General features: G+C 56.1%; 16 protein-coding genes and 1 other RNA gene. 4 read left to right on the forward strand and 13 right to left on the reverse strand.

The features are described from left to right. Positions 1 to 4: 4 nt before the first annotated feature. The 9 genes from ACCC84_RS03780 to ppsR all read right to left on the reverse strand — a co-directional run bounded on the left by ACCC84_RS03780 (position 5) and on the right by ppsR (position 8,879). Complete coding sequence (locus tag ACCC84_RS03780; protein ID WP_004963615.1) at positions 5 to 793, reverse strand: heme ABC transporter ATP-binding protein; 789 nt, start codon at positions 791 to 793, stop codon at positions 5 to 7. Next, the gene (locus ACCC84_RS03785) at positions 786 to 1,790 is read right to left on the reverse strand and encodes a FecCD family ABC transporter permease (protein WP_198773163.1); all 1,005 of its coding nucleotides are present in this window, start codon (positions 1,788 to 1,790) and stop codon (positions 786 to 788) included. Before ACCC84_RS03785 ends, ACCC84_RS03780 begins: the two co-directional genes overlap by 8 nt. Continuing rightward, entirely contained in the window at positions 1,790 to 2,620 is an 831-nt protein-coding gene (locus tag ACCC84_RS03790) for a heme/hemin ABC transporter substrate-binding protein (RefSeq protein ID WP_004963611.1), read from the reverse strand. The genes ACCC84_RS03785 and ACCC84_RS03790 overlap by 1 nt, the downstream gene beginning before the upstream one ends. After that, positions 2,617 to 3,651 (reverse strand): hemin-degrading factor, encoded by a 1,035-nt coding sequence (locus ACCC84_RS03795; protein WP_371901563.1) that lies wholly within the window; start codon positions 3,649 to 3,651, stop codon positions 2,617 to 2,619. Before ACCC84_RS03795 ends, ACCC84_RS03790 begins: the two co-directional genes overlap by 4 nt. Positions 3,652 to 3,711: 60 nt before the next feature. After that, entirely contained in the window at positions 3,712 to 5,784 is a 2,073-nt protein-coding gene (locus ACCC84_RS03800; RefSeq protein ID WP_039992157.1) for a TonB-dependent hemoglobin/transferrin/lactoferrin family receptor, read from the reverse strand. A gap of 94 nt (positions 5,785 to 5,878) precedes the next feature. Then, complete coding sequence (hemP, locus tag ACCC84_RS03805) at positions 5,879 to 6,064, reverse strand: hemin uptake protein HemP (RefSeq protein ID WP_371901564.1); 186 nt, start codon at positions 6,062 to 6,064, stop codon at positions 5,879 to 5,881. A 167-nt stretch (positions 6,065 to 6,231) separates the two neighbouring features. Continuing rightward, entirely contained in the window at positions 6,232 to 6,717 is a 486-nt protein-coding gene (locus tag ACCC84_RS03810) for a glutathione peroxidase (protein WP_004963593.1), read from the reverse strand. A gap of 115 nt (positions 6,718 to 6,832) precedes the next feature. Next, positions 6,833 to 7,879 carry a 3-deoxy-7-phosphoheptulonate synthase gene (locus tag ACCC84_RS03815; protein WP_004963591.1) on the reverse strand — a complete coding sequence of 349 codons (1,047 nt, stop codon included), beginning with the start codon at positions 7,877 to 7,879 and terminating at the stop codon, positions 6,833 to 6,835. A 178-nt stretch (positions 7,880 to 8,057) separates the two neighbouring features. Continuing rightward, positions 8,058 to 8,879, reverse strand: a complete 822-nt coding sequence (ppsR, locus tag ACCC84_RS03820) for a posphoenolpyruvate synthetase regulatory kinase/phosphorylase PpsR (protein WP_371901661.1) — start codon at positions 8,877 to 8,879, stop codon at positions 8,058 to 8,060. Positions 8,880 to 9,424: 545 nt separating this feature from the next. Between ppsR and ppsA the strand changes: the two genes are divergently transcribed. After that, entirely contained in the window at positions 9,425 to 11,797 is a 2,373-nt protein-coding gene (gene ppsA, locus ACCC84_RS03825) for a phosphoenolpyruvate synthase (RefSeq protein WP_004963587.1), read from the forward strand. Between the two features lie 115 nt (positions 11,798 to 11,912). On the opposite strand, the gene rprA is transcribed toward ppsA, so the two are convergent. Together rprA and ydiK are read right to left on the reverse strand one after the other, a co-directional pair. Further along, positions 11,913 to 12,023: antisense sRNA RprA (gene rprA / locus ACCC84_RS03830), an RNA gene on the reverse strand. A gap of 256 nt (positions 12,024 to 12,279) precedes the next feature. After that, complete coding sequence (ydiK, locus tag ACCC84_RS03835; RefSeq protein WP_039992155.1) at positions 12,280 to 13,380, reverse strand: AI-2E family transporter YdiK; 1,101 nt, start codon at positions 13,378 to 13,380, stop codon at positions 12,280 to 12,282. Positions 13,381 to 13,656: 276 nt separating this feature from the next. Between ydiK and ydiJ the strand changes: the two genes are divergently transcribed. Both ydiJ and ACCC84_RS03845 read left to right on the forward strand, forming a co-directional pair. Then, positions 13,657 to 16,713 (forward strand): D-2-hydroxyglutarate dehydrogenase YdiJ, encoded by a 3,057-nt coding sequence (gene ydiJ / locus ACCC84_RS03840; RefSeq protein ID WP_004963580.1) that lies wholly within the window; start codon positions 13,657 to 13,659, stop codon positions 16,711 to 16,713. Beyond that, the gene (locus ACCC84_RS03845; RefSeq protein ID WP_198773159.1) at positions 16,710 to 17,126 is read left to right on the forward strand and encodes a hotdog fold thioesterase; all 417 of its coding nucleotides are present in this window, start codon (positions 16,710 to 16,712) and stop codon (positions 17,124 to 17,126) included. Before ydiJ ends, ACCC84_RS03845 begins: the two co-directional genes overlap by 4 nt. On the opposite strand, the gene ACCC84_RS03850 is transcribed toward ACCC84_RS03845, so the two are convergent. Beyond that, positions 17,107 to 18,573 carry an MltF family protein gene (locus ACCC84_RS03850; protein WP_273867919.1) on the reverse strand — a complete coding sequence of 489 codons (1,467 nt, stop codon included), beginning with the start codon at positions 18,571 to 18,573 and terminating at the stop codon, positions 17,107 to 17,109. The genes ACCC84_RS03845 and ACCC84_RS03850 overlap by 20 nt on opposite strands. 63 nt (positions 18,574 to 18,636) lie before the next feature. Continuing rightward, positions 18,637 to 19,041 carry a hypothetical protein gene (locus ACCC84_RS03855; protein ID WP_004963569.1) on the reverse strand — a complete coding sequence of 135 codons (405 nt, stop codon included), beginning with the start codon at positions 19,039 to 19,041 and terminating at the stop codon, positions 18,637 to 18,639. A gap of 556 nt (positions 19,042 to 19,597) precedes the next feature. Here ACCC84_RS03855 and sufA point away from each other — a divergent pair. After that, positions 19,598 to 19,969, forward strand: a complete 372-nt coding sequence (sufA, locus tag ACCC84_RS03860) for a Fe-S cluster assembly scaffold SufA (protein WP_004963562.1) — start codon at positions 19,598 to 19,600, stop codon at positions 19,967 to 19,969. The last annotated feature ends 10 nt before the right edge of the window (positions 19,970 to 19,979 follow it).

Below are 19,979 nucleotides of genomic sequence, written 5' to 3' on the forward strand. Positions count from 1 at the left end.
GGCGTTATTGCCGCAGATAAATCTGCGGTAATGATGTCGTTTCCGGATGCGCCATCACCCCGACGTCTGCCTGATACCAGCGGGTGAGCTGTTCGGCTTGCAATACTTCTGCCGGGGAACCGCTGGCCACCAGGTGTCCCTGATGCATAAGCAGAATGCGATCGGCATACAGTGCCGCCAGATTGAGATCGTGCAGTACGCAACACACCGCCAGCGGCTGCTGTCGGGTCAGCGAGCGCAGTAGCCGCAGCGTATGTTGCTGATGGTACAAGTCTAGCGCCGAGGTCGGTTCATCCAGAAACAGCCAGCGTGGCGAAGGAGTCGCTTGCCATAGCTGCGCCAATACCCGTGCCAGCTGCACCCGCTGCTGCTCTCCACCTGAAAGCTGACGATAATCGCGTTGCGCCAGGCTTAGGCAGTCGGTCTGCTGCATCACCTGTTGCAGCGCCTGCTGCATATCTCGCCGGCCGTGCGGTGCGCGCCCCATGGCGATCACGTCTTGCACGCTGAACGGAAACGCCAGACTGCTGTGCTGGCGCATCACTGCCCGCACCTTGGCCAGTGACGTCGGCTGCCAGTGTTCCAACGGCTGGTCGAGTAGCAGACATTCCCCGCAGCTTGGCTGCAAATAACCGGTCAACAGGCGCATCAGGGTGGATTTACCGGCGCCGTTAGGGCCGATAATTGCTACCATTTCACCGCTGGCAATGTTCAGTGAAACGTCATTGACGATACGACGCTTGCCGAGTGTATAACGCAGCTGTTGTGCCGTTAGGCAGGCGGCACTAGTCACCGAGTCTCTCCCGCTGGCGTATCACCAGCCACAAGAAATAAGGGCCGCCGATCAGGCTGGTCATCAAGCCCACCGGCATTTCCGCCGGGGCGACCAGAGTACGCGCCAGCGTGTCGCTGACCAGCAGCAGACAGGCACCACCCAGAGCCGAGGCAGGCAGCAGCCAACGGTGATCGCCGCCGAGGCGCATACGCACCAGGTGCGGTACCACCAGACCGATAAAACCGATTACCCCACTGACCGCCACCGCGGCACCGGTCAATAATGCACTGAGCAACAGCAGTTGCAGTTTGACGCGCTTAACGTTTACCCCGAGGTAATGGGCTTCTTCATCGCCTAACTGCAACAGATTAAGACGCCGTGCCTGCAATAGCGTCAGTAACGCGGCTGGCAGAATCAACGACGCGGCGATCGCCAGCGTTGGCCACTGCGACTGGTTGAGACTGCCCATCATCCACAGCGAAAACTGTCGCAGTTGCCGATCGCTGCTGATATAAGACAGCACGCCAATCGCCGCCATGCACAGCGCGTTGATGGCGATGCCCGCCAGCAGCAGACGCGACAGGCTGCCATGACCGCTACGGCTGATGCCGTAGATCAATAATGACACCAGCAGGCTACCGATAAACGCCGCCAGCATCTGGCTGTACAAGGCGATGGCCACCGGCAGGGTCAGTGGCAGGATAATCGCCAACGCCACGCACAGCGCGCCGCCACTGCTGATTCCCAGCAGGCTTGGATCCGCCAGCGGGTTGCGGAACAACCCCTGCATCACCGCGCCGGACACCGCCAGCGCACACCCGATCACCACCGCCAACAGTACACGTGGCAGGCGGATGTTGAACCAGATGTGCCAGGCGGTATCGCTGAATGGCTGTTGCCATAGCGTAGTGAACGACAGCGTCAGGGCGCCGTAATTGGCGGCGACCAGCGCCAATAGCGTCAGCGCCAGCAACAGACCGCCAATCACCAGACATGGCGAGGTCCGAGCGCGCATTACCGCTGCTCCGCCGCGTGACGCAGTTTGGCCAGCGCCGCCGGTGTTTGCAGGCCGAAGCCGAGTAACGCCATGTCGTCAACGATCAGCACGTGACGGTGCTTGCCAGCCGGGGTGAGGGCAATGCCTGGCAAACGCCATAATTGCTGCAACCCACCGAGGGATTGCACGCCGTCGGTGGTCACCAACAACAGGTCGGGCGCACTGGCAATAACCCCTTCTTGTGACAGCGGTCGATAATGGTTAAAGCCTTGCATGGCGTTGGTCAGACCGGCGGCGCGGATCACCGCGTCAGCGGCGGTCTGCTGGCCGGCGGCCATCGGCGTGATACCACCGTGGCTCATCACGAACATCACCTTGACCGGCAGCGGTTGGGTGTTGACCGCCGCCAGTTGCTGACGATAGCCTTCGGTCAGCTTTTGCCCCTCGGCGCGGAGATTCAACGCGGTGGCGACGGCGTTGATTTTTTCCGGCACCGCATCCAGCGTGGTATCACCGGGAATGAGTACCACCGGCACCTTGCTTTCCTCGAGCTGTTTGAACACCAAGGTTGGTTGAGCCAGTTCGCTGGACAATACCAGCGTCGGTTTCAGCGCCAGAATGCCCTCGGTGTTCAACTGTCGCATATAGCCGACGTCCGGCAGCTGTTGCAGTGCGGCAGGATACAGGCTGGTGCTGTCGCGTGCGACCAGCCGATCGCCGGCACCAAGCGCATAGACGATTTCACTGACGTCGCCGCCGATGGAAACAATGCGCTGCTGCGTCGCGGTGGCACCAAACGACAGCAGCGTCGTGCACAGGGCCAACGCCTGGATGATGGAGGTTTTCATGCGGCGATGTCCTTGGCGCGCAGAGCGGCAATCTGCTCACGCCATTGGGTCTGTTCCGGCTGACCTTCGGTGCGTTGACCATATAACTGGGCGATCTGCGTACCGTCGGCGGCAAACAGCTCCAGGCTGGTGACGATGCCGTCTTTGGTCGGCTTGCGCGTGATCCAGCTTTCGGCAATGGCTCCGCCGATCAGATGCAGGGTAAAACGCCGGTTGAACACGTTAATCCAGCCGTCTTGCGGCATCAGACGCTCAATTTGCCCGGTGAAGATCTGCACGCAGCCACGGTTGCCGACAAAAATCATGATTTCATTCTGCGCCTGATGCGCCGCCGCGAGGATCTGCGCCAGCGCCTGGTTATCCACCTGATAAGCCAGGTCGTCGCCCACGGCACGAAACGCCTGCTGGCGAGACAGGTGATGGCGGTTGAGCAATGCGAAAAATTGGTGCACGTCGGTCATGGCGCGCCATTCGCGGTCGATTTGTGCGTTGTCCGGCGTGGCGTCGGCTGCTTTTGTCGCCGCCGGTTGCAACGCCAGTGGCGGATTGTCTTCGCTGGCATGGCGTTCTACCAGCGCCATCCAGGCGGCAAGGTCGGTTTCTTCGGTGGTATACACCTTGTGCAAGGCATCGCCCTGATGGTCGAAAAATTGAATGCCGTGGCGCACGCCACGTTTATTGGTTTCGCTCAGGCTGAAGGCGCTGGCCCACTGGTTGAGGAACAGCCGCAGATCCAGTTCGCGCGGATTGAGAATCAGTCCGGCGTGACCGTTCAGGTGCTGGTGCTGATAGCGTCCCAGCTGTTCATGCACCGCGTAGGCGTTACGGGTGATCGATTTGGTGACGCCGACCTGCTCCAACTGGGTAAGCAGACTGCGGGCGTCGCTGTGCAGGCGGCGAGCATCATGGCCGACGCGAGCATGGGTCAGTTCCGCTTCGCTAACGCTGAGCAGCTGCGCCAGATCGCGGGCATATTTACCCGGGTTGTCGATTTTCGCTTGCTGATAGCGGGTGTAGAGTGCGTTATTCATCCGTGTTCTCCTGACGTAATAGGGGAGTGGCGGGTGCCGGCCCGCCGAATAATCAAGTGATTACCACTGGTAGCTGACCAGCAGTTTGGCGTTGCGGCCATCCTGCGGAATGCCCAGTGGCGAGTAATATTCTTTGTCGAAGGCATTGCCCAGCACCACGGTGGTGGTGACGCCTTGCCATTCGGCACGACCCTTATAGCTTAGGTAGAAGTCATTAACGCCATAGCCGGCCTGCTGTGCGCTGCCGCTCGGCACCTGTGTGGCGCGCTGGGCAAAGGTGGCAACCCAGCCGGTAGACAGGCCGGTATCGGCGATCGGTAGGTCCAGCGTGCTGGTGACGGTGTCGGGGTTGATGCTGGCGATCCATTCGCCGGTGGCCTGGTCTTTACCGCGCGTACGGTTATAGGACAGATCCCAGCCAAACCCTCTGGTTTTGTAACTCAGAGTGGCATCCCAACCCCAGATCTTTGCGCGTTCGATGTTGGTGGAATAGGTGGTGCAGCTAATGCAGTATGGCCCAGTTGGACCGCGTCCCAGTTGCATGGTGACGCCGGTGGAAATGTAATCTTTGGCCTTGGTATCAAAATAGCTGGCTTTGAATTGCAGATTGTCATCAGCCAGTAACAGATCGTCGAAGCGCAAACCAAAACCGTATTCCTGCGTGGCGTTGGTTTCCGGTTTCAAGTTTGGGTTTGGCACCCAGTAGTTGGTAATGGTGGTCGGCCCCATCGGGATGGAAAAGTGCTTGGAGTCATTGTACATCTCGCCCATGGTTGGCGCGCGGAACGCCTGGGAATAGGAACCGAACAACATCAGCCAGTCGGTCGGCGTGATGCTGAGCGCTCCGCGCGAAGACCATTTATCAGCGTTGACGTCGTCATAGCCGTTACTTTGCCCCTGATAATCGTCGTAACGCGTGCCGGCCAGAATCGATACCGGCAAGTCGCGCAGCGTGATTTCATCCTGCAGCCAGATCGAAGCAAATTTGATCTCGGCCTGTGGGAAGCTTTCGGTTGCGCCACCTGGCGTTTGTTCCTGCTTATAGGCTTCAGTTCCATAGGTGAACAGGTGGGATGCAGGGCTGTCGACGAACAGACGCGTGCGGTTTTCCAGTTTGGCGCCACGTGTGGTCTGCTTGCGCGCCTCATCTTCACTGCCGCCAGTATGCGCGTTGATCTGCACTTCGGAGTAATACACCTTGGCTTCGGCATCCAGCCAGTGCTGGCCGAGCGGATTCAGTTGATAGCTCAGTTGTCCGTCGCGTTGAATGGTAGAGCGGTCGGTCATAAGATTGCTAGCGGACGCGGCAGACTCCTGCGGGTTTTTGGGCTCCTGGGCACGATTGTTGTAATAACGCAGGTTACCGCTCAGCGACTGGTTTTCGTCGATACGCCAGGTACCTTTGGCCAACAGATTGCTGATGGTTTCGTCATTGGGCGCATCGAAACCGTTGCCCTGACGCAAGTCACCCACGTCGCGGGTGCCGAATGACAGCAGGCCGTCAAGCGTGTCGGTTCGCCCATAGGCGCTGGCGCCCATACCCAGGCTGTGATCGCCGCTGGCGGCGTTGCCGAAGACCCGGTAGCCGCTGTTACGGCCCGGCAGCAGCAGATCGGCGGCATCGACGGTTTCATAAGACACTACGCCGCCAAGTGCGCCGCTGCCGTACAGTAACGCAGCCGGGCCGCGTACCACCTCAACCCGTTTTACCAGGCCTGGGTCGAGAAAAGTACCGTTGATGTGACCGGTGTCGGTACCCTGACGGATACCATCGACCAGAATCAATACGCCGCGCCGATCGTAACCGCGCATCGAAACGTCCTGCCCATTGCTGCGGCCAGTGCCGCTGACGGTAATGCCGGGCACCTTGCGCAGCATATCGGCGGCGGAGGAGGCGGTCTGGCTTTCCGGGCTGTCACCGTTAATGACGGTGACCATCATCGGCGCTTCAAAACTGCTGCGCTGATTACCGGTGGCGACCACGGTGAGGGTATCGTCTTTACTGACGGTCGTTTTCGTGGGCGCCTCGTGGGTGCGGGCGGGGGTATTGGCGAAAGCCATCGCCGGCAGCGCACAGGCGACAGCCAGACTTAAGGTTGAAAAGCGTAGTCTGGTGGTAAAGATAAGAGGCATGGGCAACTCTCCGTATGCTGTTAAACATATCAATAGATTTGCTGGCTGCCTGGATCAAACGATCGGGGTGGCTCGCAGGGAAGGTTTTTTATTTTTACTTGGTCAGGATCAATTTTCCTGCTTTGGTCTGGCGCAGCTGATAGCGCTGCCCTTGATGCGTAATAATGGCGATGCCGTCTGCGCTCAGCAGCTGTTGGCTGTCATAACAGGGTATCGGCAGGTCGCTGTGGATGGCGATTGACGAGCCCGATGGCGCAGGATTCTGGTTCGATTTTTCCATAGGTTCGGCCTGAAAAACAAACTTCAAAAGGTAATTAATATCAAAGTGATAATCATTATCATGTGAACATTCGGTTACATCAAGGAAAATTTCCTTACCGAGGGAACCTTTTTGCTTACACTGCATCTGGCAGTGGAACGACGCGGGGGCGCCCAAACGCCATAGGGTTACTTCAGCAGGGTCTCGATGCGATCGAACAGTTTTTCCGGCTTGGTGATCGGCGCAAAGCGGGTGACACGCTGGCCGTCGGCGGTCAGCAAAAACTTGGTGAAATTCCATTTGATGCGCTGAATGCCGAACAGCCCAGGAGCCCGGCGCTTCAGCTCGCTGAACAACGGGTGTGCGCCTGGCCCGTTAACCTCGATTTTGCTGAACAGTGGAAAACTGACGCCGTAGTTCATGGTACAAAAACTGGCGATCTCCAGGGCATCGCCCGGCTCCTGCGCACCGAACTGATTGCAGGGGAAGCCCATCACCACCAAACCGCGCTGGCGATAGTATTGCCACAGGTTTTCCAGGCCACGGTATTGTGGGGTAAAGCCGCATTTGCTGGCGGTATTGACCAGCAGATAGGCGCGTGCCGGATAGTCCGACAGGGTTTTTGCTTCGCCTTGCAGCGTAGTGCAGGGGATGCTCAACAGTGAAAGGCTCATGCAGGGAACTCCAAATCCTGTAGCTCGGGCGAGGCGGCGTTTTGCCGGTTACTACCAGTATAGATGCGCATTGAACACTGTATCACCGGGGCAGGCTCACCCCGGTGAAGACGGATTAAAAGCGGCTATCGACCGCATCGGCCAGCATTGCCAGCAGTTGCTCGCTGTCGGACCAGCTCAGGCACGGATCGGTGATCGACTGGCCGTAGGTCAACGGTTGGCCGGCGACGATTTTTTGCGTGCCTTCCACCAGGAAGCTTTCCGCCATTACGCCCACCACGGCGGCAGAGCCGGCGCGAATCTGCTGGCAGATATTCTCGGCGACGTCCAGTTGGCGGCGATGCAGCTTTTGGCAGTTGCCATGGCTGAAATCAATCACCAGGTGTTCCGGCAGGTCAAACTCGCGCAGGCTATCACAGGCGGCGACGATATCCGTCGCATGGTAGTTCGGCGTTTTGCCGCCGCGCATGATGATATGGCCGTAAGGGTTGCCGCTGGTCTGGTAAATGGTCATCTGGCCGTTTTTGTCTGGCGAAAGGAACATATGGCCGGCGCGTGCGGCACGGATGGCGTCAATGGCAATGCGGGTATTGCCGTCGGTACCATTTTTGAAACCGACCGGGCATGACAGCGCAGACGCCATTTCACGGTGGATTTGGCTTTCGGTAGTACGTGCGCCGATGGCTCCCCAACTGATCAGGTCGGCAATATATTGCCCGATCACCATATCAAGAAATTCGGTGGCGGTCGGCAGGCCGAGTTGATTAACGTCGAGCAACAGTTTGCGCGCCATTTCGATGCCGCGATTGACCTGATAGCTGCCGTCAAGATCGGGATCGGAAATCAAGCCTTTCCAGCCCACCACGGTGCGTGGTTTCTCGAAATAGGTGCGCATAACGATTTCCAGCCGATGCTGATAACGTTGGCGCAGTCCATTAAGTCGGCTGGCGTAATCCATGGCTGCATCCAGATCGTGAATGGAGCAGGGGCCGATCACCACCAGCAGGCGCGAGTCTTCGCCTGACAGGATCCGTTCAATGCGTTTTCGTGACGCCGTCACGTTATCCGCCACTGCCGGTGAAATCGGCAGCTTGTCCGCCAGCGCTTGCGGCGTAACCAGGCTGTCGATGCGCGCGGTCCGCAATTCATCTGTTTTGTGCATGATTATCTCTGAAACTGTTCTTCTCTGCGGCAGGAGTACCGGGAAGTGATGGCGATCACAATAACGCAAAAACGGCCGATTTCAACCGTTCAACGCGATAACTGTTGAGCAAAACCGACAAAAATTGATAAATACCGCTGGCGAGGAATGTTCGGCAGCGGTTTGCTGCCGAGCAGGGTTAAAACATTCGACGGCTCATGCCGAGAATATCGAGAATTTTGGTGGAAATTTCCTCGACGGAGTAGTTGGTGGAATTCAGATAGCGGATTTGATTTTTACGGAACAATGCTTCGACTTCGGCAATTTCCATCCGACACTGGCGCAACGACGCATAACGGCTGTTTTCGCGGCGCTCTTCACGAATGGCTGCCAGTCGTTCCGGGTTAATCGTCAGGCCGAACAGTTTATGTTGAAACGGCTTCAGCGCGGCGGGTAAATGCAAATTGTCCATATCGTCGGCGATAAACGGGTAGTTGGCTGCACGAATGCCAAACTGCATGGCCAGATAGAGGCTGGTAGGGGTTTTGCCGCAGCGCGATACACCGAGCAGGATCACCTGCGCCTGATCGAGGTTGCGTAGTGAAATACCGTCATCATGCGCCAGCGTGTAATCAATGGCCGCGATGCGCGCGTCATATTTGCCCAGGTTGCTTTCCGTCAACCCATGGGTACGATTGGGCACCGGTGTCGGTTCGACATCCAGTTCCCCCTGCAACGGGCCGACCAGCGCCTGCACGATATCCTGGCAGAATCCTTTGCTCTGGGTGATGACGTTACGTACTTCCGGCGAAATGATCGAATAAAACACCAGTGGCCGCACGCCGGTCTGTTGATAAATTTCGTTGATTTGCTGGCTGACGGCCCGCGCGCGCGCTTCGGTTTCGACAAACGGCAGGGTAAAGGTGGTTGCCTTGACCGGAAATTGCGACAGTACCGCGTGGCCGAGCACCTCGGCGGTGATCGCCGTGCCATCCGAAATATAAAATACGCTTCTTTCCACCCGTGACTCCTTAACTGAAAAATACGTTTCCTGCTGCGGCAAGGCGATGGCCTGTCGTTCAAACATAATGGGCTCCAGAGTATTCGGCGGTAAAGAGGCTAGCAAAAAAACTGTGATGCCAACGGATTCCACAGTGGTTAGCCAACCGAAAAGCGCAAAAATAAGAACATTCCGGCAATTTTGGTTTTTGAAATTGAATTTTGATTTTTATAAAAAGCGATAGCCAATTATTCTCGGTCGATTGAGCTGTATATCGATGATAATTTCAACAGAAGGCTGGCAATTCGCCTTGCTGTTAAATAAGAATTGAAAATATACGTAATTTGTTGAATTTACGTGTTTTAGCGCGCCAGAGACCGGTTTCTGCGGCAAAAAGACCGTTTAGGTAATTCTCTTAAAATCCATTTTCTTCATCGGGTTGATCGATTCACCTTTCCATTTCTTATGGATGATTGTGCTAGTCTGGTTCGGCCCCAAATAAGGGCGAACAACGCAATTGAATTAAATCCGTCTATACCCTACTGATAGCAATAAGGATTGTCTCGATGTCCAATAATGGCCCAGACTTGCGTAATGTGCTTTGGTACAACCAGCTTGGCATGCACGACGTTGACCGTGTTGGCGGCAAAAATGCATCGCTCGGTGAAATGATCACCAATCTGTCCGATCTGGGCGTGGCCGTGCCAAATGGCTTTGCCACTACTGCCCAGGCGTTTAACGATTTCCTCGAACAAAGCGGTGTCAACCAGCGCATTTATCAGTTACTGGATCAAACTGACGTTGATGACGTCACCCAACTGGCCAAGGCCGGCGCGCAGATTCGCCAATGGGTTATCGATACCCCGTTCCATGCGGAGTTCGAGCGCGAAATCACCCTGGCTTATCAGCAATTGGCCGATGGCGAACCGGAAGCCTCCTTTGCCGTGCGCTCTTCCGCCACCGCCGAGGACATGCCCGATGCGTCGTTTGCCGGCCAGCAGGAAACCTTCCTGAACGTGCAAGGCATCGATGCCGTGATGATTGCCATCAAACACGTGTTCGCATCGCTGTTCAATGACCGCGCCATTTCCTATCGCGTGCATCAGGGCTACGATCACCGCGGCGTGGCGCTATCCGCCGGCGTGCAACGCATGGTGCGCTCCGATCTGGCATCGTCCGGCGTGATGTTCACCATCGATACCGAATCCGGTTTTGATCAGGTGGTGTTTATCACCTCGGCATACGGTTTGGGTGAAATGGTGGTGCAGGGTGCGGTTAACCCGGACGAATTCTATGTGCACAAGCCGACGCTGCTGAACGGCAAACCGGCCATCGTGCGCCGCAATGTCGGTTCCAAAAAAATCCGCATGGTGTATGCGCCGTCGCAGGACCACGGCAAGCAGGTGGCGATTGAAGACGTGCCAGAGGCGCAACGCAATCGTTTCTCTCTGAGCGACGATGAAGTACAGGCGCTGGCGCATCAGGCAATCCTGATTGAAAAACACTATGGCCGACCGATGGATATCGAGTGGGCGAAAGACGGCCACACCGGCAAACTGCTGATCGTCCAGGCGCGTCCGGAAACCGTGCGCTCCAATGGGCAGGTGATGGAACGCTATCAACTCAACGGCAGCAGCAAGGTACTGGTAGAAGGCCGCGCCATTGGTCATCGTATCGGTGCCGGCCCGGTGAAAGTGATCCATGACATCAGCGAAATGGATCGCATCCAGCCGGGCGACGTGCTGGTGACCGACATGACCGATCCGGACTGGGAACCGATCATGAAGAAGGCGGCGGCGATCGTTACCAACCGCGGCGGTCGTACCTGCCATGCGGCAATCATTGCGCGTGAGCTGGGCATTCCGGCGGTCGTGGGCTGCGGCCACGCCACCGACGTGCTGAAAGACGGCCAAAAGGTGACGATATCCTGTGCCGAAGGCGATACCGGCTACGTTTACCAAGACATGCTGGACTTTACCGTGCAGAGCTCCGAAGTGAACGAGCTGCCGCAACTGCCACTGAAGATCATGATGAACGTCGGTAACCCGGATCGTGCCTTTGACTTTGCCTGCCTGCCAAACGAAGGTGTCGGTCTGGCGCGTTTGGAGTTCATCATCAACCGGATGATCGGCGTGCACCCACGCGCGCTGCTGGAGTTCGACCAGCAAACGCCGGAGTTGCAGCGTGAAATCAAGGGGCTGATGCATGGCTATGACCATCCGGTGGAATTCTATGTCGGTCGTCTGACCGAAGGGATCGCGACGCTGGGCGCGGCGTTTTGGCCAAAACGCGTTATTGTGCGGTTGTCCGATTTCAAGTCCAACGAGTATGCCAACCTGGTCGGCGGTGAAAAATACGAGCCACATGAAGAAAACCCAATGCTGGGTTTCCGCGGCGCCGGTCGCTACGTTTCAGACAGCTTCCGTGATTGCTTCGCACTGGAATGTGAGGCGGTCAAGCGGGTACGCAACGAGATGGGGCTGACCAACGTGGAAATCATGGTGCCGTTCGTGCGCACCGTGGCGCAAGCGGAAGCGGTGGTTGCGGAACTGGGGCGTCAGGGGCTGAAGCGTGGCGAAAACGGGCTGAAAGTGATCATGATGTGCGAGATCCCGTCCAACGCGCTGCTGGCGGATCGGTTCCTTGAGCACTTTGATGGCTTCTCGATTGGCTCCAATGACATGACACAGCTGGCGCTGGGGCTGGATCGCGACTCCGGCGTGGTTTCAGAACTGTTTGACGAGCGTAACGACGCGGTGAAAGCGCTGCTGTCGATGGCGATTCAGGCAGCCAAGCGCCATGGTAAATATGTCGGTATTTGCGGTCAGGGTCCGTCAGACCATGAAGATTTTGCCGAGTGGTTGATGGAGCAGGGGATCGACAGCCTGTCACTTAATCCGGATACCGTGGTGCAAACCTGGATTAATTTGGCCAAGTAAAAATAAATTGCGCCGATAAGATATATTTCATTGAAAAAAGCCGCAGTAGTTATGCGGCTTTTTTATTTCCAGATGTAAGCGAGTATGGCAATAAATAATAATGTAGAAGAAAAGGACAAAAAAAAGCCCATCCTTGAAGACGGGCAAAGACTACACACAGCAATTCACATGTATGGCATTACATTGTTTGGAAAACTTGCTTGAAATTAGGGGGTTAAAGCAAGATATGGCAATAATACTAGGTACTTGGCTTAAATTAGTCATTAAGAATCGTCCTAATAAACCGATTAACCCCAAGTTTGTTATTCATTTTGTCAAATTACCGGCAAAAAAATAACCTGCATTTATTCGGCATGTTTAATCGTTTAAGCACAATTTATCATGAATCGGCTGGATATATTTCCGCTGATTTACTCAATTGGCGGTAACGGTGGAATAATTGAATCAGGCATCTGCCCATTGACGGGCAGATGCCAAACGGATTACAGCTGTTCCAAATCCTTGGCGACCTCGTCGAGATCGGCCGTTGGTTCGGGAGCTTCGTTCATCCAGGCGGTCAGCAAACGATATGATACCGCCAGCACGACCGGCCCGATAAACAGCCCGATCATGCCAAACGCCAGCAGGCCGCCAATCACGCCGGACAGGATCAGAATCATTGGCAAGTCTGCGCCCATGCGGATCAACACCGGGCGCAGGAAGTTGTCGAGGGTGCCGACCACGCAGCTCCACACCAGCAATACCGTGCCCCAGGTGGTGTCACCGCTCCAATACAGCCAGATAATCGCCGGGATCAGCACCGGCAATGGCCCCAGTTGCGCGACGCAGAAGATGAACATCAGCACCGCCAGCAGGGTGGCGGCCGGGATGCCGGTTATCGCCAGGCCAATCGCACCCAGTACCGACTGCACCAGCGCGGTAACCACCACACCCAAAGCGACGGCACGAATAGCCTGACCGCCCAGCAGTACCGCCGCGTCGCCACGTTCGGCACCCAGACGTACCGCAAAGTGGCGGATGCCCAATGCCACCTGTTCGCCGCGGGCGTAAAGCAGCACGCTGAACAATACCATCAGCGAACAGTGCATCAGGAAACGGCCAATGTGCGCGGCCTGGGCCGCGAACCAGGTGGCTGTCTGGCCGAAGTAGGGTTGTACCTTGGCAATCAGTGCGCCGCCACCGCTGTTGATCAGGGTGTGATAACTGCTGTAGACCTTGTCACCGATCATTGGAATGGAATTCAACCAGGCCAGATCGGGAATATGCACTTTGCCTGGCGTACTGGCCCAGGCGACGATCGGCGCGCTGTTATCCACCACGCTATTTACCAGCAGCGCAATCGGCATCACGAATAGCACGATCAGAATCAGTGTCATGACCAGCACCGCCAGTGAACGTCGTCCCCACAGCAGATTCTGTAATTTAATCAATAACGGCCAGGTGGCGATGACCACCATGCTGGCCCAGGCGAAGCCAAGTATAAAAGGTTGAACCACCCAAAAGCAGGCAACGATCATTATGGCAATGAACATCACGCCAAAGATAATTCTTGGCAAATCATATCGCGGTTGTGGGACTGTCATGAAAGGGTTCTCATCCTATTAGGTAAATTCCTTTGCTCCGTCTGATAATCATGATGCATTTTTGCCAAATTTCACAGTGCGGCGCACAATTTGCCGTGCGGGGTGAGGCCGGTTGCCGTTGTTGAGCGTCAGCAGTCAGCGGCGTAAATGCCGCGCGATTAATTGGTTATCTGCTACTGAGAAGTATGATAGTTTTTAACGATAACCAAAACAGGCTGGGCCTGACTCCAGGCTCGGTCAGGCGTTCAAATTAGACAGACAGGCGCATAAAAAGCAATGATCCCACAGATTTCTCAGGCTCCCGGCCTCGTTCAACGGGTGCTCGATTTTTTGGCGGCGTTAAAACAACACGGATTCAATGGCGATATTGCCACCAGTTACGCCGATCGCCTGACCATGGCGACCGATAACAGTATCTATCAACTACTGCCCGATGCGGTGGTATTCCCGCGCTCAACCAGCGACGTGGCGCTGCTTGCCCGGCTGGCCGCAGACGAAAAATTCAGCTCGCTGACCTTTAGCCCACGCGGTGGCGGCACCGGCACCAACGGCCAGTCGCTTAACAGCGGCATCGTGGTGGACATGTCGCGCCATATGAATCGCATACTGGATATCAACCTGGAACAAGGCTGGGTTCGGGTTGAGGCCGGGGTTATCAAGGATCAGCTCAACCAATACCTCAAGCCGTTCGGCTACTTCTTCTCGCCGGAACTGTCGACCAGCAACCGCGCTACCCTGGGCGGTATGATCAACACCGATGCCTCAGGGCAAGGATCGCTGGTGTATGGCAAAACGTCCGATCACGTACTGGGACTGCGCGCCGTATTGCTGGGTGGCGAGATGCTCGACACGCGCGCCATGCCGACGGCGTTGGCGGAAACGATTGCTTTGGAGAATACCCAGGAAGGGCGCATTTATCACACCGTATTGCATCGCTGCCGCGAGCAGCGCGCGCTGATTGTGGATAAATTCCCCAAGCTCAACCGGTTCCTGACCGGCTACGATCTGCGGCATGTGCTGAGTGACGATCTGCAAACCTTCGATCTGACGCGCATCCTGACCGGCGCCGAAGGAACGCTGGCGTTTATCACCGAAGCCCGACTGAACATTACGCCATTGCCGAAAGTACGGCGATTGGTGAACGTCAAATATGACTCGTTCGATTCGGCGTTGCGCAACGCGCCGTTTATGGTTGAGGCCAAGGCACTGTCGGTAGAAACCATCGACTCCAAGGTTTTGAATCTGGCGCGGGAAGATATTGTCTGGCATTCGGTCAGCGAGTTGATCACCAACGTGCCGGACAAACAGATGTTGGGGTTGAATATCGTTGAGTTCGCCGGCGACGATGAGCCGCTGATTGAACAGCAACTGGACAGCCTGTGCCAACGGCTGGATGCGCTGATCGCCGATCGTCAGGCCGGGGTGATCGGCTATCAGGTCTGTGGCGATCTCAACGGCATCGAGCGTATTTACAATATGCGCAAAAAGGCGGTTGGGCTGCTGGGCAACGCCAAAGGACAGGCCAAACCGATCCCGTTTGCCGAAGATACCTGCGTACCGCCGCAGCATCTGGCTGATTATATCGTCGAATTCCGCCAACTGCTTGATAGCCATAATCTCAGCTACGGCATGTTCGGCCATGTTGACGCTGGCGTGTTGCACGTGCGCCCGGCGCTGGATATGTGCGATCCGCAGCAGGAAATGCTGATGAAGCAGATTTCCGACCAGGTGGTGACGCTGACCGCCAAATACGGCGGTTTGCTGTGGGGAGAGCACGGTAAAGGTTTCCGTGCGGAATACAGCCCGGCATTCTTTGGCGACACGCTGTTCGAAGAGCTGCGCCGTATCAAGGCAGCGTTCGATCCGGACAACCGGCTGAATCCGGGCAAGATCTGTCCGCCGCTTGGCGTGGATGCGCCGATGATGCAAGTCGACGCCGAAAAGCGCGGTACCCTCGACCGCCGCATCCCGATCGCGGTGCGCAGTTCGTTCCGTGGTGCCATGGAGTGTAACGGTAATGGCCTGTGTTTCAACTTTGACGTGCGCAGTCCGATGTGCCCATCGATGAAAATCACTGGCAGTCGCATTCATTCGCCAAAGGGGCGGGCGGCGCTGGTGCGTGAATGGCTGCGCCTGTTGAGCGAGCAGGGGGTTGATCCGCTGGCGCTGGAAAAGACGTTGCCACAGCAGCGGCTGAGCTTCCGCGCGCTGATCGAAAAAACCCGCAACAGCTGGTATGCCGGCAAGGGCGAGTACGATTTTTCGCATGAGGTCAAAGAGGCGATGTCCGGCTGCCTGGCCTGCAAGGCCTGCTCCACCCAGTGCCCGATCAAGATTGACGTGCCGGGGTTCCGCTCGCGTTTTCTGCAGCTGTACCACACCCGTTATCTGCGTCCGGCGCGAGACTACATGGTGGCCGGGGTTGAAAGCTATACGCCGCTGATGGCGAAAGCGCCGAAGGTGTTCAACTTTTTCTTCAAGCAGCCGTGGCTGCGTGAACTGAGCCGCAATGCGATCGGCATGGTTGACTTGCCGATGTTGTCGAGCCCGACGCTGCGCCAGCAACTCAGCGGGCATCAGGCTACCACCATGACGCTGGAGCAGTTGGAAGCGTTAGCGCCGGCCGATCGCGAGCACTATGTGCTGATCGTCCAGGATCCGTTCACCAGTTATTACGATGCCAAAGTGGTTGCCGATTTCGTTCGGTTGGCGGAAAAACTGGGTTATAAACCGGTACTGCTGCCATTTTCACCCAACGGCAAGGCGCAGCACGTTAAAGGCTTCCTGACGCGGTTCGCCAAAACCGCGCGCAAGACTGCCGATTTTCTTAACCGCGTCGCCAAACTGGAGATGCCGCTGGTGGGGGTCGATCCGGCTCTGGTGCTGTGCTATCGCGACGAATATCATGAAATACTCGGCGAATCGCGCGGTAACTTCCAGGTTCTGCTGGTGCATGAATGGCTGCGGCAGCGGTTGGTGGATCGTGCCGAACAGCCGGCCACCGGCGAAGCCTGGTATTTGTTCGGCCACTGTACCGAAACCACCGCGCTGCCGGCCAGCAGCCAGCAATGGGCCGATATCTTTGCCCGTTTTGGCGCCAAACTGGAAAACGTCAGCGTCGGTTGCTGCGGTATGGCCGGCACCTACGGGCATGAAAGTAAAAATCTGCAAAATTCGCTCGGCATTTATGAGTTATCATGGCACCAGGCGCTGCAACGCTTGCCACGTCAACGTTGTCTGGCGACCGGCTATTCCTGCCGCAGCCAGGTCAAGCGCATTGAGGGCAATGGCGTGCGGCATCCATTACAGGCCCTGTTGGAGATGATAGCGTGAAGCTATGGAAACGACACACCACCCTGGAACAGCTTAACCATTCCAGCGCTGGTTGCATGGTGAGCCATATCGGCATTGAATTCACCCAGATTGGCGACGATTACCTTGAAGCCACCATGCCGGTAGATAACCGCACCACCCAGCCGTTCGGCCTGCTGCACGGCGGCGCGTCGGTGGTGTTGGCGGAATCGATGGGGTCGATGGCGGGGTATTTGTGCACCGAAGGCGAACAGAAAGTGGTTGGGGTGGAGATTAATGCCAACCATCTGCGCGCGGTGTTCGAAGGCCAGGTGCGCGGCGTATGCCGTGCGCTGCATGCCGGCCGGCGTAATCAGGTCTGGCAGATTGAAATTTTCGATGCCCGTGACAAACTGTGCTGCATTTCGCGTCTGACTACCGCGGTGATTGAATAACGACCGGCCCTGCGGGCGCCTCGGCCTGCAGGGCTCGTTGCCGTAGCCGGGTTTGCTGCTGGATCAGCGAATACGCCACATAATACTTATAAATATTACTGACATACTGTACCGTTTCCCGGCCAATGCGCGCCGCCGCAACCCGTTCGACATTATTAAACCACACGTTGCGATCCAACCCGATCCGTGCCGCCTCCTTGCGTAGCAAGGCGATGCGGCGTGGGCCGGCGTTATAGGCGGCAAAGGTGAACAGCAGCTTGTCCAGATGAGTCATGGGTTCGTTGGCATAATAACGGTCCATCATAAAACGGATGTATTTGATCCCGGCATTGATATTGGGCTCCAATTGGCGAATATCGCCGACGTTCAACTCCCGGCCGGTTGCTGGCATCACCTGCATCACGCCAATGGCGCCCGCCTTACTGCGCACCCGCTGATCGAGCCGCGACTCCTGATAACCCTGTGCAACCATCAGTAACCAATCGATACCATACTGATTACCGTATTTATGAAACAGATCGCGCACCTGAATGAATTTTTGCATTTCCGCGTGCCGGGTGGCGTTTTTCACCCATTGGGTGCTCTTCAGGTACTTTTTGAGTTGAATATTGCCGAAGGTGCTGCCAATTTTGTGCCGATCGCAAAACAGGTCGAGCTGGGCCTTCAAGAGCGGTGAATGCTTGCGCATTGCCAACGCAATCTGGCGGTCCTGGCGTAAGAACAGCTGCGGTTCAATGACGATATCGGCAAATATCTGCTGCCAGAACAGGGCCAGATACCGGTCGGTAACGCTGTAATCCACCAGGCCGGCGTTGAGCATTTCCAGCACATCCTCTGGCTCAAAGTTGCCTGGCGCGGGTTGTATTTCGACCGGCGGATGCCGTTGCTGTTTCAGCGTCCGGTTCAACTGCTCAAGGCTTTGATAGTAGCTGCTGGTGGGATTGACAAAAACGGTTTTGCCAGCCAGTGCGGTCAAGGACCTCACCGCTGGGGCATGGCGGTGACGCACCACCACTTCATGCACCTGGCTGGCTAATGGCGTGCTGAAGTCGACCAGCGCCTGGCGCTGTGGCGTGATGGTCAGGTCGGCGGCAATGATATCGCCGCGTCCCGCCAGCAGTTCCGGGATTAACCGATCGCGAGCGGTGGGAATGAACACCAGTCGAATCTTGTCCGCCGGGTTTGTGTGGTGCTGGTTGAGCTGCTTTTCCAGCGCCAGCATTAAATCAGCCATCATGCCGCGCTGGGTGGTATCGGCGCTGAGGAAATAAAACGTCTTGCTGTAGGGCACCAACACCCGGACGATCCGCCGTTGTTGCATCATGTCCAGATCGCCCATGTGCACCTGGATTTGCGTTTGCAATTTCAAGGGAGGGGCGGCGGCGCTCGGCAAGGCGAGCACCCAGCCGCAGACTGCCAATAGCATGCCATAACGCAAGCTGGCCATAACACCCTCGCACGCAATACCCCTGTGCCAAGTATAGTCGTTGCGCCTTGCGTCGGCGGAAGATTATAACTGGAACGGTACCCGCTTGACGAAATCCTTCTGAAACGCATTGGCCTTTTCCCAGGTGCCTTCCATCGCGTATTTCTGGCAGATCAGCGTCAGGGTATGGCGAGCAAAATGGTAGCTTTGCACACGGAACAGCTGACAACGCTGCGGATTGTTGATTTCCACGATCAGTCGATTATGCAGCTTGCTCAATGCGTGCAGGTAACTTTCGTCATCGCCGTTTTCCAGGCAGAGATTGGCGATGTTCAGGCTGATGCCATTGAAGCGTTTCAAGTTATCGATGTTGCATTCCGGGCGCTTTAGGGCGGCTTCCGCCATGAAGAAGTCCACCGTTGCATCACGAATGCTGAACTTGTACTCATCGATTTTTCCGAGCAGCCAAGCGTTTATTGAGATGGTCATAGTTCCGCACCATGGTCTGAATGATAATCATTATCATATTGATTGGTGCCGTAACGATCAATCATCTTGTTGAAATTTTTCGCCTGCCTGTGGCGGTCGAAAACCACCGTGATTCGACCCTTTACTTGGCGCACAGCGACCCCATTTACTCAGTAGCGACTAAACTTTATACAGAAGGGCGGCGCGCTAACGGAGCGAAACAGCATCATTTAACGTTAAACGCATTTTTCAGACAGACAAGTCACAGAAATAGGTATTTTCTATGAATGTTTAAAATGGCAAAAAATGCTCGAGGTGGTTGAGCGTTTTCGCCGCCGGGGCGAGCGGTACGGTAATGGGTAAAGTGATTAAAATTCAAATGAATAAACAGGTTCATTCCCCATCCCAGTGCGTGGAGGCAGCGAAATCTCCAGCGCGCTTTCCATCGGCTGAGGTGAAAAACCGGGTTTTCAGCCGATACCCCCGCAAAACAAACGGTTGAAGTGATAATCATTATCACTAACATAGTCGATATAGCCTGATTTGGCTGTGATAGAGAAAACATGAGGTAGGCCATATGCAAACAGAAAATGTCGGTACTTTCTCGTTGGCAGAGAATGTCTGGCAAGGCATTTCCCTTAGCGACAGCGCCGTCAAGCAAATCATCAAGCTGATGCAGCAGGATCCGCAGGTCAAGGGGTTGCAGCTCGGGGTGAAACAGTCCGGCTGCGCCGGGTTTGCCTATGTGCTGGATCTGACCCGAGAACCGGCAGGCGATGACCTGCTGTTTGAGCGCGACGGCGCAAAGCTTTACGTGCCGCTGAAAGCGATGCCCTTTATCGATGGCACGACGGTCGATTTTGTCCGCGAAGGGCTGAATCAGATATTCAAATTCAACAACCCTAAAGCTCAACATGCCTGTGGGTGTGGCGAGAGTTTTGGCGTTTGAGCGATGTAAT

Source organism: Serratia odorifera, from assembly GCF_041448735.1.
GTDB lineage: Bacteria > Pseudomonadota > Gammaproteobacteria > Enterobacterales > Enterobacteriaceae > Serratia_F > Serratia_F odorifera.